This is a genomic window from Algoriphagus terrigena DSM 22685 (assembly GCF_000429445.1).
Taxonomy (GTDB): domain Bacteria; phylum Bacteroidota; class Bacteroidia; order Cytophagales; family Cyclobacteriaceae; genus Algoriphagus; species Algoriphagus terrigena.
Genome location: NZ_AUBW01000008.1, coordinates 1 through 15,085, shown reverse-complemented (window position 1 = coordinate 15,085; position 15,085 = coordinate 1). Strand labels below are relative to the sequence as shown.

Annotated in this window: 14 protein-coding genes; 3 read left to right on the top strand and 11 right to left on the bottom strand. The window is 48.8% G+C overall.

The genetic code is table 11. From position 1 onward, the window contains the following. Together G459_RS0108380 and G459_RS0108375 are read left to right on the top strand one after the other, a co-directional pair. Positions 1–711, top strand: a complete 711-nt coding sequence (locus G459_RS0108380; RefSeq protein WP_026967246.1) for a fatty acid desaturase — start codon at positions 1–3, stop codon at positions 709–711. Between the two features lie 82 nt (positions 712–793). After that, on the top strand, positions 794–3,196 hold the full coding sequence (locus G459_RS0108375; RefSeq protein WP_026967245.1) for a TonB-dependent receptor: 2,403 nt from the start codon (positions 794–796) through the stop codon (positions 3,194–3,196). Here G459_RS0108375 and G459_RS0108370 read toward each other — a convergent pair. The 10 genes from G459_RS0108370 to polA all read right to left on the bottom strand — a co-directional run bounded on the left by G459_RS0108370 (position 3,193) and on the right by polA (position 14,133). Next, a complete protein-coding gene (locus tag G459_RS0108370; RefSeq protein ID WP_026967244.1) occupies positions 3,193–3,654 on the bottom strand; it encodes a YdeI/OmpD-associated family protein in 462 nt (153 codons plus the stop codon). The two genes, G459_RS0108375 and G459_RS0108370, sit on opposite strands and share 4 nt — an antisense overlap. Before the next feature lie 50 nt (positions 3,655–3,704). Continuing rightward, positions 3,705–4,151: a hypothetical protein gene (locus G459_RS0108365; protein ID WP_026967243.1), complete on the bottom strand. Its 447-nt coding sequence runs from the start codon at positions 4,149–4,151 to the stop codon at positions 3,705–3,707. A gap of 296 nt (positions 4,152–4,447) precedes the next feature. Further along, entirely contained in the window at positions 4,448–4,882 is a 435-nt protein-coding gene (locus G459_RS27090; protein WP_051315137.1) for a hypothetical protein, read from the bottom strand. 57 nt (positions 4,883–4,939) lie between these two features. Continuing rightward, on the bottom strand, positions 4,940–5,626 hold the full coding sequence (gene aqpZ, locus G459_RS0108355) for an aquaporin Z (RefSeq protein ID WP_026967242.1): 687 nt from the start codon (positions 5,624–5,626) through the stop codon (positions 4,940–4,942). Between the two features lie 373 nt (positions 5,627–5,999). Next, the gene (locus G459_RS0108350; protein ID WP_026967241.1) at positions 6,000–6,368 is read right to left on the bottom strand and encodes a DMT family protein; all 369 of its coding nucleotides are present in this window, start codon (positions 6,366–6,368) and stop codon (positions 6,000–6,002) included. Further along, positions 6,365–7,078, bottom strand: a complete 714-nt coding sequence (locus tag G459_RS27085; protein ID WP_245588145.1) for a TMEM175 family protein — start codon at positions 7,076–7,078, stop codon at positions 6,365–6,367. Before G459_RS27085 ends, G459_RS0108350 begins: the two co-directional genes overlap by 4 nt. Before the next feature lie 144 nt (positions 7,079–7,222). Continuing rightward, positions 7,223–8,554: a rhamnogalacturonidase gene (locus G459_RS0108340; RefSeq protein WP_026967240.1), complete on the bottom strand. Its 1,332-nt coding sequence runs from the start codon at positions 8,552–8,554 to the stop codon at positions 7,223–7,225. A gap of 85 nt (positions 8,555–8,639) precedes the next feature. Then, positions 8,640–9,530: a fructose bisphosphate aldolase gene (locus tag G459_RS0108335; protein WP_026967239.1), complete on the bottom strand. Its 891-nt coding sequence runs from the start codon at positions 9,528–9,530 to the stop codon at positions 8,640–8,642. A gap of 186 nt (positions 9,531–9,716) precedes the next feature. Further along, positions 9,717–11,090: a DNA repair protein RadA gene (gene radA, locus G459_RS0108325; RefSeq protein WP_026967238.1), complete on the bottom strand. Its 1,374-nt coding sequence runs from the start codon at positions 11,088–11,090 to the stop codon at positions 9,717–9,719. A gap of 205 nt (positions 11,091–11,295) precedes the next feature. Further along, on the bottom strand, positions 11,296–14,133 hold the full coding sequence (polA, locus tag G459_RS0108320; protein ID WP_026967237.1) for a DNA polymerase I: 2,838 nt from the start codon (positions 14,131–14,133) through the stop codon (positions 11,296–11,298). 161 nt (positions 14,134–14,294) lie between these two features. Between polA and G459_RS0108315 the strand changes: the two genes are divergently transcribed. Continuing rightward, positions 14,295–14,594: a hypothetical protein gene (locus G459_RS0108315; protein WP_026967236.1), complete on the top strand. Its 300-nt coding sequence runs from the start codon at positions 14,295–14,297 to the stop codon at positions 14,592–14,594. A 147-nt stretch (positions 14,595–14,741) separates the two neighbouring features. Here the strand turns inward: G459_RS0108315 and G459_RS0108310 are convergent. Then, on the bottom strand, positions 14,742–15,085 hold a 344-nt coding region (locus G459_RS0108310), incomplete at its 5' end, for a transposase (RefSeq protein WP_026967235.1).

The window sequence follows — 15,085 nt, the reverse complement described above, 5'->3', positions numbered from 1 at the left end:
ATGGACTCGGGCAGATCTTCTACTTCCAACCCAGTCGATCCGAAAGGATTGGCCATCGGATGGACGATTATCCTGCTGTGGTTTGTATCACTTTCCATCTTGCTCCGGCTGACGATTTCGTGGGCGAATCCCTGGGTTTATCTCGGGATTTTAGTCCAGATGCATTTATACACGGGGCTTTTTATCACGGCTCACGACGCGATGCACGGGGTCGTTTCTTCTAATAAAAAAAGTAATGACCTCACCGGATGGATAGCCGCTATTCTGTTCTCTTTCAATTTTTACAAACGGCTGTTCCCCAGGCATCATGCCCACCACCGCCATGTTGCCACTGCGGAGGATCCGGATTACCATGATTCGGGCAATTTTCTGATCTGGTACGTCAGCTTTATCCGGCAGTACGTGACTGTCTGGCAGATTCTGCTGATGGCAGTGACTTTCAATATCCTGAAGCTGTTTTTCAATACCGAAAATCTCATCGTCTTTTGGATGCTTCCAGCGATCCTTTCGACCTTTCAGCTGTTTTACTTTGGCACCTACCTTCCCCACCGCGGGGATCACGACAACAAGCACCATTCGGACACCCAATCCAAAAACCACCTTTGGGCCTTTTTGAGCTGCTACTTTTTTGGATATCACTACGAGCATCACGACGCTCCGGGTACTCCCTGGTGGAGACTTTGGAGAGAAAAAGAAAAAAAGGCTGCTTGAATCTGTTGATTTTTGTCAAAATTTCTTGAACTACTAAACTTTGTGGCTGTATTTTGATTCTAGTCCTAAACCAACTCCTTCCATGAAATTCAGATTGACCATTCTGGTCTTTATCACAGTTACTTTTCAGGCATTTTCGCAGGGAGTCATCCGCGGGAAAGTAGTAAATCCGGTCAACAACGAACCGGTCAGTTTTGCCAATATTTTGATCCTTGACACAGAATTGGGAGCGATCAGCGACGAAAATGGGATGTACCAAATCTCCTCCGTTCCTCCTGGGCTTTACAATGTCAGGGCAAGTTTTGTTGGGTTCAAGACCGCCACCGTATTTGAAGTTCAGGTGACGTTGGCCAAGCCGGTTCAGCTGGATTTTCAGCTGCAGGAAGACGCGGCGGACCTCAGTGAAGTCGTCGTCAGCAGCGAATTTTCCCGATCTGAGGAGACGCCGCTGTCCGTCCGAAAGCTCAATGCCAGTGAAATAGAACGTTATCCGGGCGGAAATCGGGATATCTCCCGCGTCATCCAGGCGTTGCCGGGTGTGGCGAGCACGCCGAGCTTTCGTAATGACATCCTCATCAGAGGCGGCGCTCCCAACGAAAACAAATTCTATGTCGACGAGATCGAAGTGCCGGTGATCAACCACTTTTCGACCCAAGGCTCCTCGGGCGGGCCGGTGGGCATCCTCAACGTCAACCTGATCAAAAATGTCGATCTCATCGCAGGGGGATTTCCCGCCAACAGGATGGATGCGATGAGTTCCTTTTTCGAAATTCAACTCAAGGAGGGCCGAAGAGACAAGATGGCCACGCAGGTCACCGTCGGGGCTTCGGAGCTGACGCTGTCCAACGAAGGGCCCATTTCCGACAAGACTACATACTCGCTCTCGGCCCGGCGATCTTATCTTCAAGGACTTTTTAAGCTGCTGGAGCTGCCATTTTTGCCCACTTTCAATGACTTTCAGCTCAAAACTACCACCAAGCTGAATGACAAAACAGAGTTGACCTTTATCGGATTGGGAGCGATAGACAACTTTGAGCTGAATGAGGAAATTCCGGAGGGAGAGACGGGTGAGGACCTGGAAAATAGGCTGTATCTGCTGGATGTGCTTCCGGTGCAGAAGCAGTGGAACTATGCCACCGGACTCCGGCTGAAGCGTTTTCGCGAAAATGGCTTTTGGACGTTTGTCCTCAGCAGAAATATGCTCAGCAACCAGTCTTACAAGTATGCGGGCAACGATGAAAGCTCGGCTGCCAATCTGCTTTTCGACTATTCCTCACAGGAATCAGAAAATAAATTCAGGGCAGAAAACAGCATTTTTGCGAAAGGATTTACTTTCAAGTATGGGCTTAACTATCAGTATTCCAGATATTTCATCAGCAACTACGACCGATCTACCCTCGCGGCGAGCGGCGAGGTGATCGAGGTGGAGTCGACCTCATTTTTCAACCAATACGGTGCTTTTGTATCTGGAAGCAAGAATTTCTACGGAGAACGGCTGCTCTTGACTGGAGGTATCCGCATGGACGGTGCGGACTTTGCGAAGACTGCTTCGAATCCGCTGAATCAGATCAGTCCGAGGATTTCCTTTTCCTACCAACTCAAGCCAAATCTGTTTGTCACCGCCAATACCGGCATTTATTATCAAAAGCCTCCCTACACGGTGTTGGGGTATCGTAACGGCGATGGAGAGCTCGAAAATCGCGAGAATGACGTCCGCTTTATCAGAAACACCCAGTTTATCGCCGGGATCGAGTGGCTCAGACCTGACAAAAATCGGCGATTCACGGTTGAGACTTTTTACAAGAAATACAGTAACTATCCCTCCTCAATCCGAAACGGAATATCGCTGGCGAATCTGGGAGCCGATTTTGGGGTGATCGGAAACGAGCCCGTCGTCTCGAATTCTGAAGGGCGGGCCTACGGACTGGAATTTTTGGCTCAACAGCGACTATTCAATGATTTTTACGGGATCGCAGCCCTGACCTTGGTTCGAAGCGAATTTACCAATCCCAATACCGAGGGCTTCGTTCCCTCCTCTTGGGACAACAAATTCATCGTCAGTCTAACGGCGGGGAAGCGGTTTGGGAAAAATTGGGAAGTCGGTGCCCGATGGAGATTTCTTGGCGGAACCCCGTACACTCCCTACGACTTGGAGGAGTCCAGCCTGATCAGCAACTGGGATCTGAGAAATGCCGGAATACTGGACTACAGCCAGATCAACGCCATTCGTCTGGACCCATTTCACCAACTGGATCTCAGGATTGACAAAAAGTACTACTTCAAGCGCTGGAATCTCAACTGGTACGTGGATATCCAAAATCTCTATAATTTCCAGGCCGCACAGGCTCCCATCCTTATTCCTGTCAGAGATGAGTCGGGCGACATCCTGATTGACCCGACCGATCCCAGCCGGTACCTGCTGAAACTCATTGAAAATCCGGCCGGAAGCGTTTTGCCCACGGTCGGCATCATTGTGGAATTTTAGGAATCGGGCTTTAGCTCATCCAGCAGCTTGACGATTCGGCTAGCCTTGACGTCGTCAGAATCTGCGCTGTAGATGAATTCGACCCATTCTTTTTGCTCGCTTTCCCTCAGCAGGTAGAAAAGCGAAAGTTTACCCGGATCGTCTTCCAGGCAATCGATCAGCTCCTGCGGCGTTGTGGAGGGCATGTCTTCGCGGTATAGCTTGAGCAACACCACGTCGCCTTCCTCTTTGCCGATTTGAGTTCGAATTGGTTTGGAGACGGGCAAGAAGAGAATGCCCTTTTTCATCGGCATGAGGTGCTTGCCGACAAATTCAAACTCGTCGATGCTCCCGTTGAGCTTGACCATGCCAAAAGCTTTGCCGCCAGGCAAACGGCTCACCGGAACACGCACGAAAGTCCAGCCACCCTTGCCGGCAAACCGTTCCAGTAGAAACTCACCTTCCAATATTAATTCCATGGCAAAAAAATAGAGCGGGTTTCCCCGCTCCGGTCATCAGTGGTAAGCAATCAATTAAATCTCCATCGGATGTTGAGGCCGAATCCTCCAGCATCAAAGCTGGTTTCCTCGACAAGGATAAAGTAAGGTCTCCAGTCCAAGCCGATGGTAATGGGAACGTCCGGGAAGGGATATTCTGCCCCGATCTCACCGGCTACTCCAAATTTGAAATTATCCGAAAGAAACAGCGATGGACCAAATCCGGCGTACCATTTAAAATCAGAGGTGGATATATTGTCGTACACTGGGTTCCAAAGCGCGTCGATACCCACACCGTCATTTCCAAAGCTGACATCGGCATGTATCCTGCTAAATTCACCCAAGGCAAACACTCCATCGACAGCGACGTTGTTTCCGTTTACATTTCCAAATCGGATACCGACCTCTTGTGCTTGAGACTCCAGAGCAGCGAAGATGCCTAAAAACATCACCAAGGAAATTACTTTCAAAAACTTCATAAAATAAGTTGGTTTGTAAAATTGAAATTGACTAGAAAAAAGAGTCTTCTGCTATTCGGCAGGAGACAGATTTTTGTAGACGATCTTAGCCAAAATTGCGCCAATTCTTGGATTAAGCTTAAAAATTCGGCGCTGATAGGAGTAAATTTCTTCTCCCCAAAATAAGGCCGGGATGCTCCTGGCTGGCTTTTTCAGTGGATGGAATGAGCAGCTTCCCCAGACGACATCACCGATACGGACAAAAAAAGAGCGGGTCGCCCCGCTCTCAAATTTTAATCAATTATTTTATTTAAGCATTACATCCTTTTAGTGATACCAACTCCACCGGTAACACCCGAGCCACCACCAAATTCTGCATTTATCCCCCATTTTTCGGTCCAAAACCATCGGCCACCGACTTGTGCTCCCCAGTTGAACCCGTCACCACCATCACCATTGTTGTCAATCTCCTCCAGTCTGTAACCTAAATTTGCACCAACATAAACATCCCATTGAGATCCAAGTCCAAAGGCATCGTCAAGATAGTAATTACCTTTGCCAGCAATAACCCACTTGTTAAAATCCCAATCTGTATAGACACTCGGGCCAACAGTTATTTTGCTACCTACCGGAAATTCAAGGCCTGCATATAGGCCAGTGCCTACACCACCTAGGTTTAAATACTTTTGAGCTTGGCCATGTGCGCTCAGCGCTGTAAAAACTATGATTACTGCTAGAAATAATTTTTTCATTTTAGTAAGGGTTAAGTGGTACAAAAAACTCAATCAAATATCTAAATTCTTCTGAGATTACTCATTTGTCGGTGAGAGATTCTTGTAAACCAACCCAGCCAAAACTGCACCTATGATCGGAGCAAGCCAAAAAAGCCAGACTTGCTGCAGGTAAATTCCACCGGCAAATAATGCCTGAGAAGTACTTCGTGCGGGATTGACAGAGGTGTTGGTCACCGGTATGCTGATCAGGTGAATCAAGACTAGACAAAGACCGATTGCCAGGCCTGCAAAACCCGCCGGTGCTTTGGGATGGGTAGATCCCAAGATCACAATCAGAAATATAAAGGTCATCACCACCTCAGTCACAAAAGCAGCGGTCATGGAATATCCACCCGGTGATGCCTCCCCAAATCCGTTGGACGCAAATCCGCCCAGTTCCACTCCGGCTTTGCCCGTCGCAATCACGTACAAAATCCCGGCTCCCGCGATGCCTCCAAGTACCTGAGCAATGATGTAAGGGAGCAGGTCTTTGGCATCAAATCTGCCGCCCATCCACAGCCCGACAGAGACTGCCGGATTCAGGTGACATCCGGAGATGTGACCAATGCCATAGGCCATCGTCACGACCGTGAGGCCAAATGCCAAGGAGACGCCCACAAAGCCGATTCCCAACTCGGGAAATCCTGCCGCCAATACGGCACTGCCACAACCACCCAAGACGAGCCAAAGCGTCCCGATGAATTCCGCTACTAGTTTTTTCATAAGACAAGAGTTAAGGTTGGTAAAAATTGATATAGGTAAAAGATACTAAAAAAAGGTCTCAACTTATTTATGTTGAGACCCTTGGTACACAATTATTTATATTCTCCATTTGGCCAAAAACACCGGAGCTAGTTGGGGTTTGATCAGCGTATCTCCGACGACCCCTACTTCTTTGGTCGCCTAACTCATCAAAACCAAGTAACAGCATCCCAAAGCTGAATTGAGGACGGGAAGACAAAGAAAAGAAAGATTGATTTAGACTTTTTTCCCAAGTCAGGGCTAGCTTCCCGCCCCGACTTTTTGGGTGCTAAATTGAAAAGAGAATGCCAGCCGAGAATCTTCCACAAATGAAAAAGCTAAGGTTAGACTACACCTACTTTTTGAACATGAAGTAGACTGCCAAGATCAGGAAAACCGCTCCGATGGCATGGTTCCATCGCAAGGTTTCTGTCTTGAAAGCGATCAGCGTGAAGATCATAAAAATCACCAGGGTGATCACCTCCTGGAGGACTTTGAGCTGAACCAAAGAAAATGGCCCCCCGTTTCCCGCAAAGCCGATCTTATTGGCCGGCACCTGGAACATGTATTCGAAAAGTGCGATCCCCCAACTGATCAGAATCACGGAAACCAACCCGAGCTTGCTGAACCATTTCAACTCGGCAAATTTCAGGTGGCCATACCAAGCCAGAGTCATGAAGGTATTGGAGAGGACCAATAGTCCGATGGTGAGGAGTGCTTTCATAGGGACGCTGGATCGATAATCTGCAGGGAATTGGAATCGTTGAGTTTTTTGATCTTGGCTTTGTAATTCTTGCTCCAAAAAATCATCAAAGGAGTGTACAGGATATAGGCCATTCCTCCGAGCATGGAGGCCAGGCCTACATTGTAGCCGCGAAGAAAGAAGATCACTACAATAGAAACAAACGGGACACCTACAAAAATCAGCATCCTGATGATCTGCATCCGGGTGTGAAGAATCTCGTAGGGATTCAGCGAAAGAGAATCTTGGTTTCCGCTTGCGATGAGGTAAAATAATAGCAGACAGATATAAAGTGCCATTGCCATAAACCCATAATAAATCATTAAATCCGGCACCTGCGCGGCTTGAATTTGGATAGAAATATTAGTCTCAAACAAAAAATTGGTCAGAAAGAGAGTCCAGAATCTCAGCGGATAAACATAGAAAATGATCAATGAGATAAACAAAACATTGAGAGTCTGTATCCAGGAATTGTTCAATCCGTAGATCTGCGAAAAGTTAACGTGCTCTTTCCAGACGATCATAAGAAAGGCAATGCTTACCAGAAATGCCGGTAGAGTTTTGGTAAAGGCCACCAAATTCTCAAAAGAATTGGGATTGACCAGATTGAAGATAAGCAGCGTAATAGCGATGCCAAATACCGCATCAGTAAGATTATCCAGCCTCCCGGGGTTCTTTCCGCGATAGGACATATTTGGATCACGTAGGCTGGATTTTTTTAAAGTTGTCCTCAAAGAAAAGTCGAGTTATACCCTGTAAAAATCAATGACTTCCTTCGAATTTCCAAATGCTCCGTTACAAGAAACAATCAGAGATGAGAACCTTCTTCTGGGGAATCAATACAGCATTCGACCGTTTACCTCGACGTTTTTGAGCGTGAACCCGTCCACTAAGGAGTCATTAAAGACTCCGTTTTTAGCATTTATCCTCAGGTTTTCAAACCAAAAATCAGCAAGTCTATCGTGCTCCGTGATCGCCACATCAAAGAAGATTTCACAGTCCAGATCGATGTTCCGCATGGTGATGTGATCTGAATATGAAAGCGGCACGTCTTCTCTGCCCTTGAGGTCAAAAAACTGTGTCCAAGGCTTCACATAGATGAAGCTTCGCGCTTGACCGCTGATGTTTTCGACCGTGATGTACTCGTAGTGCTGCGGGGTATCCGGGCGCATCTTGAGCCAAAGAAGCCTGACGGCATCTTGGACTTTGATATTGCGCATGACGATGTTCTTGTTGTGAATGGCTTCGCTTCCGGCGGTCAGAGCTCCGTGACAAAAGCCAAACTCGCTGTCCTCAATCAGGATGTTGGTGTTTTCCCCGTTGTTGGGGTCTTTGTCTGCCCAAGGGCCTTTGCCGCCTTTCAGTGCGATGGCGTCGTCGTTGACAGCAAGGTAGCAGCCTTTGATCAGGACGTTTTTAACCACGTCGAGGTCAATGGCGTCCGTACTCGGAGCTTTCACAGGCTGATGGGGAGAAGTGATGCGTAGATCAAGGATTTTGACATTTTCGCACTGGTAATAGTGGCTGCTCCAAAATCCCGCGTTGATCAGCTTGACATCCTGCAGCTGCACGTCATTACTTTTCCAGATAAAAACCAGTCGCGGCCTGGACACTTCCAGATTGGTGCAGTTGGGATCTTCTTCCCGTCTTTTCCAAAATGCTTCCCAAAACTTCAACCCATTGCCATCGATGGTTCCTTTGCCGGAAATAGTAAAGCCATGTACCCCATAAGCATTCACCAAAGCGGCGAAGTAATCCAGATTTTGACCCTCCATACGTGAGGGAATCTTCGGATAGTTGGCGATGTCGTCCGAGCCTTTGAGCACAGCCCCTTCCTCTAAGTGGAGGTGGGTTTTTGGTTTGAAAAACAACGCTCCACTGAGAAATGTGCCTTTTGGAACGACAACAACCCCGCCCCCAAAGTCTGCGGCGTGGTTGATGATCGCTTGGATTTGAGCCGTTTGGAGGATGGTGGAGTCGTCCTTGACACCATGGTCGGTCAGGCGGTACTGCTTTCCCAGTTTGGTTGGGTCTACTTTAGAATAGTCTAGAAACCATTCCGACATCGGGCTTCCATCAGGCCAGGTTTCAGTAGTTTGGCTTTGTGCCAAGCATGCGAAGAGCGGCAAAATCGAAAGAAAGGAGACAAGCAAAAAGGACTTTTTCATAGAACAGAGGGCTATCTGGGTGATTTTTCCAACAGCAATATCAGGCCGGAAATAGCAATGAGCGTCAAGTGGTATCCTGCCCGGACTAGGTGATCGATGCGGCGTAGATCTTCCCGATAGCAGTATCGAGCGCTTCGGAAAAGTCCGCGGCGCTCTGATCTGCGCGAAGATCGTTGAGCAAGGCTCTCGAAAAGCTTGCGATCATCCCCTGATTTTTGCTCAGGAGGGCGCAGGCTTCGTCCAGTTCATAGCCTCCGGAGAGAGCAAAGACACGAAGGACCTTGGGATGATTGACGAGTGTGAGGTAGTGATTCGCCGCGTTCGGGATAGTAAGCTTGAGAATCACCGGCTGATCGTCTGCCATCCCCTCCAATTCCTTCAGAATCTCATCCAGCAGCAGTTTTTCGATCTCTCCTTTTTCCGCAGCGTGGATATCCACCTCTGGCTCCAAGATCGGCGCCAATCCCTGAGCGAGGATTTTTCTGCCAAGCTCAAATTGCTGCTTGACGATCAAGGCGATGCCATCTTGATTATTTTCGAGGATGACTGACCTCATCTTGGTCCCAAAAATCCCCTTTGATACTGCGTCCTCCAGTACGTCAGAAAGACTGGGAATGTCTTTCATGAGTTGGACTCCCAGATCTTTCTCCTTCAGCCCTTTGTCTATCTTCAGGAAAGGAACGATGCCTTTTGACCAGAGGAACTCCGGTGTCGGCATGCCGTTGACCTGCCCATTCATAGTTTTTTCGAAGAGGATCACGCCGATGATTTTGTCTCCCGTAAACCCGGGATCCTGCATCACTCTCGCCCTCATCTGATGCATTAGGGCATACATTTCGGCTTCGGAACTGTATTCGCTTTCGGCGATTCCGTAGCCCAAAAGGGCCTTTGGTGTGCTACCTCCGCTCTGATCCAGCGCGGCGATGAAGCCTTTTCCTTCCTTGATTCTTTGAGTTTGTTTTTGAAAAGTGTACATGGCGTTTTCGGTTTAGTTAGCAGCTCTACTGCCAATTTAACGCAAAACGCGTACGAGACTACAATCCGGTGTCTTTCCTGACCTTTTTGATCAAACCTCCTTTTGATCCCAGCGCCCGTTTGTTTCGAAGTGCAGAAGGGTGGATTTTCAACAGCTTGAGGATCTAGTCCAGTGAATACATCACTTCTAAAATATCAACTGATACATCTCTTCCAGCTTGGTGACTTGGACGATTTCAATCTTGAATTTTTTCAAATCCAATCCTTTGACGGCATATTTGGAGACCATGATTTTCTTGAATCCCAGCTTTTCCGCTTCGGCAATTCGGTTTTCTATTCGGGACACGGCACGGATCTCTCCTCCCAGTCCCACCTCTCCAGCAAAGGAAATATGCTCCGAAACCGGCGTGTCCTCATAGCTGGAGATCAGCGAAGCACAAACCGCCAAGTCCAATCCCGGATCATCCACCCTCAGTCCTCCTGCGACATTCAAAAAGACATCCTGCTGCCCTAGCCGCATCCCGCCGCGCTTTTCCAACACTGCCAACAGCATATTGAGCCGCTTGGCGTCATGGCCGGTGCTGCTTCGCTGCGGTGTGCCGTAGGTCGCCGGACTGACTAGGGACTGGATCTCGATCAGCAAAGGACGGTTGCCCTCCATCATCGCTCCGATGGCCACGCCGTTGAGCACCTCTTCGCGCTGCGTGAGCAAGATCTCCGACGGATTGGCGACAGGACGAAGTCCCTCTGCCCGCATCTCGTAGATGCCCAGTTCATGGGTGGAACCAAAGCGGTTTTTGGAAGTACGCAGAATCCGATAAGTCAAATGCCGGTCGCCCTCAAACTGCAAGACCGTGTCCACCATGTGTTCCAGTACTTTGGGTCCGGCAATGGAGCCGTCTTTGGTAATGTGGCCGATCAGAAAAACCGGCGTGCCCGTCTCTTTGGCAAATTTCATCAGCTCGGCAGTGCATTCCCGCACTTGGGAAACTGAGCCAGCAGCCGACTCTACATATTGGCTATTGAGCGTCTGGATGGAGTCAATGATCAGAAAATTCGGCTTCAAGACCTCGATTTGCTGAAAGATCTGCTGGGTATTAGTTTCGGAAAGAACGTAGCAGTCGGGATTTTTGGCTTCCATCCGATCGGCCCGCATCTTGATCTGGGCTTCACTTTCTTCCCCTGAGACATAGAGGATGGTTTTTCCTTTTAAAATCAATGCAATCTGAAGCATCAGCGTAGACTTGCCGATACCGGGTTCGCCTCCGATCAAAACCAAGGACCCAGGTACTATTCCGCCTCCAAGTACCCGATCGAGTTCCGGATCGCCAGTCACCCAGCGGGACTGCTCTTCGTACCTGACCTCAGCGATCTTCTGCGGCGCGCTGGCTTTTTTGGTACCCGAACCTTGGGGTTTCCAGCTTCCTTTGCCGACTTCCTCTTTTTGGATGATTTCTTCGACGTAGGTATTCCATTCTCCGCATACCGGGCAGCGACCCGTCCATTTTGGGCTTTGGGCTCCGCAGTTTTGACAGAAGAAAGAGGTTTTGGTTTTAGCCATTTTCGGATTTACGATTTTTGAAATACGATTTACGAGGATTCTAAGAACTTCTATGGATCAGCCGGGAAATGACGCTCTTCAATCTAATAGCGAACTCGGAGAAGAAATATCTATCTTCTTGATACTAGCATCTTGATACTTATGTCTCGGTATCAGTGTCTCAAGTCTTGCGTCTTGGCTCTTGCTTCTCGTCTCTTGCCTCTTCCTAGTGCGCCTGCAGCCAGTCCGTGCCCACTCCGACTTCTACTTCGATCGGTACATCCATCTTGATTGCATTGGACATCAGGCCGGGAATATGCTTCTTGAGCAGCTCGACCTCGTCCTTGTGCGCGTCAAAGACCAATTCATCATGTACTTGCAGGATCATCTTGGACTTGAGGTTTTCGGTTTTCATCCATCGGTGCACATCGATCATGGCGACTTTGATCAGATCGGCGGCCGAACCCTGAAGTGGGGCGTTGATGGCGTTGCGCTCGGCAAAGCCACGCGTGGTGATATTTCGGCTGTTGATGTCGCGCAGGTAGCGACGCCTACCTAGGATGGTCTCGACAAACTCGGTTTGTTGGGCCTTCTGGATTGCCCCGTCCATGTAGTCTTTGACCGCGGGGAACTCCATGAAATACGCGTCGATGATCTCCTTTGCCTCTGTCCTTGGGATGGAGAGTCGCTGGGAAAGTCCGAATGCCGAAATCCCATAAATAATCCCAAAGTTGGCGGTTTTGGCCTTTCGACGCATATCAGAAGTGACTTCTTCCAAAGGAACTTTGAAGATCTTGGCAGCGGTGGTGGAGTGAATATCCCGGCCCGTCTTGAATGCTTCCAGCATCGATTCATCTCCAGAAAAGGCCGCCATCAGACGGAGCTCGATCTGGGAATAATCCGCCGATAGCAGCAGGTGATTTTCATCTCTTGGTACAAAAGCCTTGCGGATTTCCCGCCCACGGGCCGTCCGAATCGGAATGTTTTGCAGGTTGGGGTTGATCGAGGAAAGCCTTCCCGTAGCCGCCACAAACTGGTTGTAAGTCGTGTGAATTCTCCCTGTTTTAGCGTTGATCATCGTTGGCAGGGCATCCACGTAGGTGGACTTCAACTTGACCATCTGGCGGAAATCCAGGATCGCTTCGGCAATGGGATGCTCGTTAGCCATCTTGCTGAGGATTTCCTCACCGGTGGCGTATTGGCCGGTTTTCGTCTTTTTGGCCTTTGGATCGAGTTTCAGTTTTTCAAAAAGCACGTCGCCCAACTGTTTTGGCGAAGCCAGGTTGAAGCGGACTCCGGCCAATTCATAGACTCGCTTTTCGATTTCCTTGCTCTCAGTCTCCAGCAAAACGGATAGCTCAGCAAGGCTCTGCGTGTCAATCCTAACCCCTTCAAACTCCATCGCGGCCAGCACCTCGATCAGTGGATTTTCCACATCATCAAAAAGCTTCGTCAATCCATTGGTGGTAAGAATCGGGTCGAATTTTTCCTTCAATCTCAGGGTGATATCCGCATCTTCAGAGGCATAGGCGGTGACATCATCCTCATCCACGTCCCGCATGTTTCCCTGGGCTTTGCCTTTTTTGCCGATGAGCTCGGTGATCGAGACGGGGCTGTAGTGGAGATATTGTTGGGCAAGCCAATCCATGCCATGCTTGCCGTCCGGATCGATGAGGTAGTGGGCGAGCATCGTATCGTAGATCTTGCCTTTGACTTCGATGCCGTAATTTTTAAGCACCAGGATGTCGTACTTAATGTTCTGCCCGATCTTGAGGATTGCCTCATTTTCAAAAAAAGGACGAAGGATCTCGAGCACCACTTGGGTCTCCTGCTGGTCTTCGGTGACCGGAATGTAGTACGCCTCGCCGGTGACGTAAGAAAAGGAAAGTCCGACCAATTCTGCTTTCATGGGGTCCAGATCGGTAGTTTCGGTGTCAAAACAAACCTCAGTTTGCAGCTGGAGGTAGTCTACCAATTCCTGGATCTGTTTCGCTCCTTTGATTTTGTGGTAGTTGTGGACATTGGCCCAGATCGTGTCCAGCACCGGCGGTGGGCCGACTTCAAGCTCAGAGCCAGAGTCCCCGTCCTCATTTTCATGGACGATAGTCACCACGGGCGCAGCCGGAGCTCCAAACAAATCCATCTGGGCAGGCGCATTGATCGACGCCTTCTTTGTACCCGGCTCCTTAAAAATCCGTGCCGCCAGCGTCCTGAACTCCAGTTCGGTAAAGATCGCGCGGACCTTTTCCTCGTTGAACCCTTCGTACTTCAGCGCCGCTTCGTCAAAATCGATTGGCACGTCGATCTTGATCGTCGCCAGTTCTTTGGATAGAATACCCTGCTGGGCAAAGTTCTCGACGTTTTCTTTCTGCTTTCCTTTGAGTTTATCCACATTGGCGATCAGCCCCTCGACGGTTCCAAATTCTTTCAGAAGTTTGGTGGCCGTTTTTTCGCCGATTCCCGGGATCCCGGGGATGTTATCCACCGCGTCGCCCATCAGCCCGAGCATGTCACGCACCTGATCTACGTGCTCGATATCCCACTTGGCGCACACCTGCTTTGGCCCCATGACGTCGACACCGTTACCAAGAAAGGCTGGCTTATAGAGAAAAATATGATCATCGACGATCTGACCGTAGTCCTTGTCCGGGGTCATCATGTAGACGGTAAACATCTCCCGTTCCGCTTTTTTGGCGAGCGTTCCGATGATGTCATCCGCCTCGAATCCGTCCAATTCCAGAATGGGGATATTAAAAGCCTTGACAATTTCCTTCACCCAGGGGATCGCAACCGTGATATCCTCGGGCTGTTCTTGACGGTTTGCCTTGTAAGCCTCGTACTGGACATGGCGAAAAGTTGGGGCTTTCGTATCAAATGCGACCCCAATGTGTGTAGGTTTTTCCTTATCCAGCACCTCCATCAAGGTGTTGGTGAAGCCCAGCATGACCCCGGTATTTAAGCCCTTTGAACTGATTCTGGGGTTTTTGCTGAAGGCGAAATGTGCCCGGTAGATGAGGGCAAAAGCATCTAGTAAAAATAGCTTGCAGGCTTGTTTTTGGGACATTTGTGGCGGATTGTTTAAAGTTTGGGAAGGCCGGATTGAAGGGTCTAAGTTACAATTTTTCCGACAACGACTTCCCGGGGATTTGTTTTTCAGACAGGAGATGGCACGCTCTGGACTCAATTTTGATAATCACAGCGTATCGATTTAAAACCAACCTTCTTATGAAAAACCTTATTCTCGCACTCTCCTTTTTTCTGGTCGTTCTCAATGCCGAAGCAATGCCGGACAGAAATCCGAAAAACGAGTTGACACCTGCACAACAAGTCCGAATTACTGAAATCGAAAACAGGCTGGAGGAAATCAAAGCGATGGACTTCAAGTCCATGAGCAAAGACGAAATCAAGGACATCAAGGAAGAAATGAAGGAAATGAAAGCGGAAGCACGGGCAACCGGAAATGGTGTCTACCTTTCTATCGGTGCCATCATCATTATCATCTTGCTGTTGATTCTTTTGCTTTAAGATAAGCGATGGTGGCAGTTCAAGTCTTGGACTCGCTACAGTTCAAAATTCAAATACGAAGAGATCATTGTAACAATGGTCTCTCGCCAAAACTGCCGGGGCTGATGAAAGCAGCCCCGGTTTTATTTTTTTGGTTCTACCCTTAAGTTAGTGAGGATATAAGTTTAGGCCTCCATGGAAGAATAAAATAGCGCTTCTAAAGTTGGCGAATGTTCGATAGCCTTTTCCCACTGTTTTGAGTTCCTGTATTTTACCGTTTAGGCGTTCGGCCATTGCATTGTTTAGGTTGGTGAGTAATGCATTGACCACTCCGGAAACATGCCTGTTAAACATCTCTACGACCTTGTCTATTTCTTTGATTTTTCTTTGAGTCGCATCGGTACTCCATCGGTTAAACAACAGTCTGGCGAAAAGCTTTCCTACACTGAACAACTCCTTGAAGTTTTCCCGCACCTGCCAGGCTTTGCTCACCTCATAGTTGGCATCGGCGA

Excerpts from the sequence above, each read along its gene's own strand:
- G459_RS0108380 (WP_026967246.1), top strand. The coding sequence starts at position 1 with ATGGACTCGGGCAGATCTTCTACTTCCAACCCAGTCGATCCGAAAGGA.
- G459_RS0108375 (WP_026967245.1), top strand. The coding sequence starts at position 794 with ATGAAATTCAGATTGACCATTCTGGTCTTTATCACAGTTACTTTTCAG.
- G459_RS0108370 (WP_026967244.1), bottom strand. The coding sequence starts at position 3,654 with ATGGAATTAATATTGGAAGGTGAGTTTCTACTGGAACGGTTTGCCGGC.
- G459_RS0108365 (WP_026967243.1), bottom strand. The coding sequence starts at position 4,151 with ATGAAGTTTTTGAAAGTAATTTCCTTGGTGATGTTTTTAGGCATCTTC.
- G459_RS27090 (WP_051315137.1), bottom strand. The coding sequence starts at position 4,882 with ATGAAAAAATTATTTCTAGCAGTAATCATAGTTTTTACAGCGCTGAGC.
- aqpZ (WP_026967242.1), bottom strand. The coding sequence starts at position 5,626 with ATGAAAAAACTAGTAGCGGAATTCATCGGGACGCTTTGGCTCGTCTTG.
- G459_RS0108350 (WP_026967241.1), bottom strand. The coding sequence starts at position 6,368 with ATGAAAGCACTCCTCACCATCGGACTATTGGTCCTCTCCAATACCTTC.
- G459_RS27085 (WP_245588145.1), bottom strand. The coding sequence starts at position 7,078 with ATGTCCTATCGCGGAAAGAACCCCGGGAGGCTGGATAATCTTACTGAT.
- G459_RS0108340 (WP_026967240.1), bottom strand. The coding sequence starts at position 8,554 with ATGAAAAAGTCCTTTTTGCTTGTCTCCTTTCTTTCGATTTTGCCGCTC.
- G459_RS0108335 (WP_026967239.1), bottom strand. The coding sequence starts at position 9,530 with ATGTACACTTTTCAAAAACAAACTCAAAGAATCAAGGAAGGAAAAGGC.
- radA (WP_026967238.1), bottom strand. The coding sequence starts at position 11,090 with ATGGCTAAAACCAAAACCTCTTTCTTCTGTCAAAACTGCGGAGCCCAA.
- polA (WP_026967237.1), bottom strand. The coding sequence starts at position 14,133 with ATGTCCCAAAAACAAGCCTGCAAGCTATTTTTACTAGATGCTTTTGCC.
- G459_RS0108315 (WP_026967236.1), top strand. The coding sequence starts at position 14,295 with ATGAAAAACCTTATTCTCGCACTCTCCTTTTTTCTGGTCGTTCTCAAT.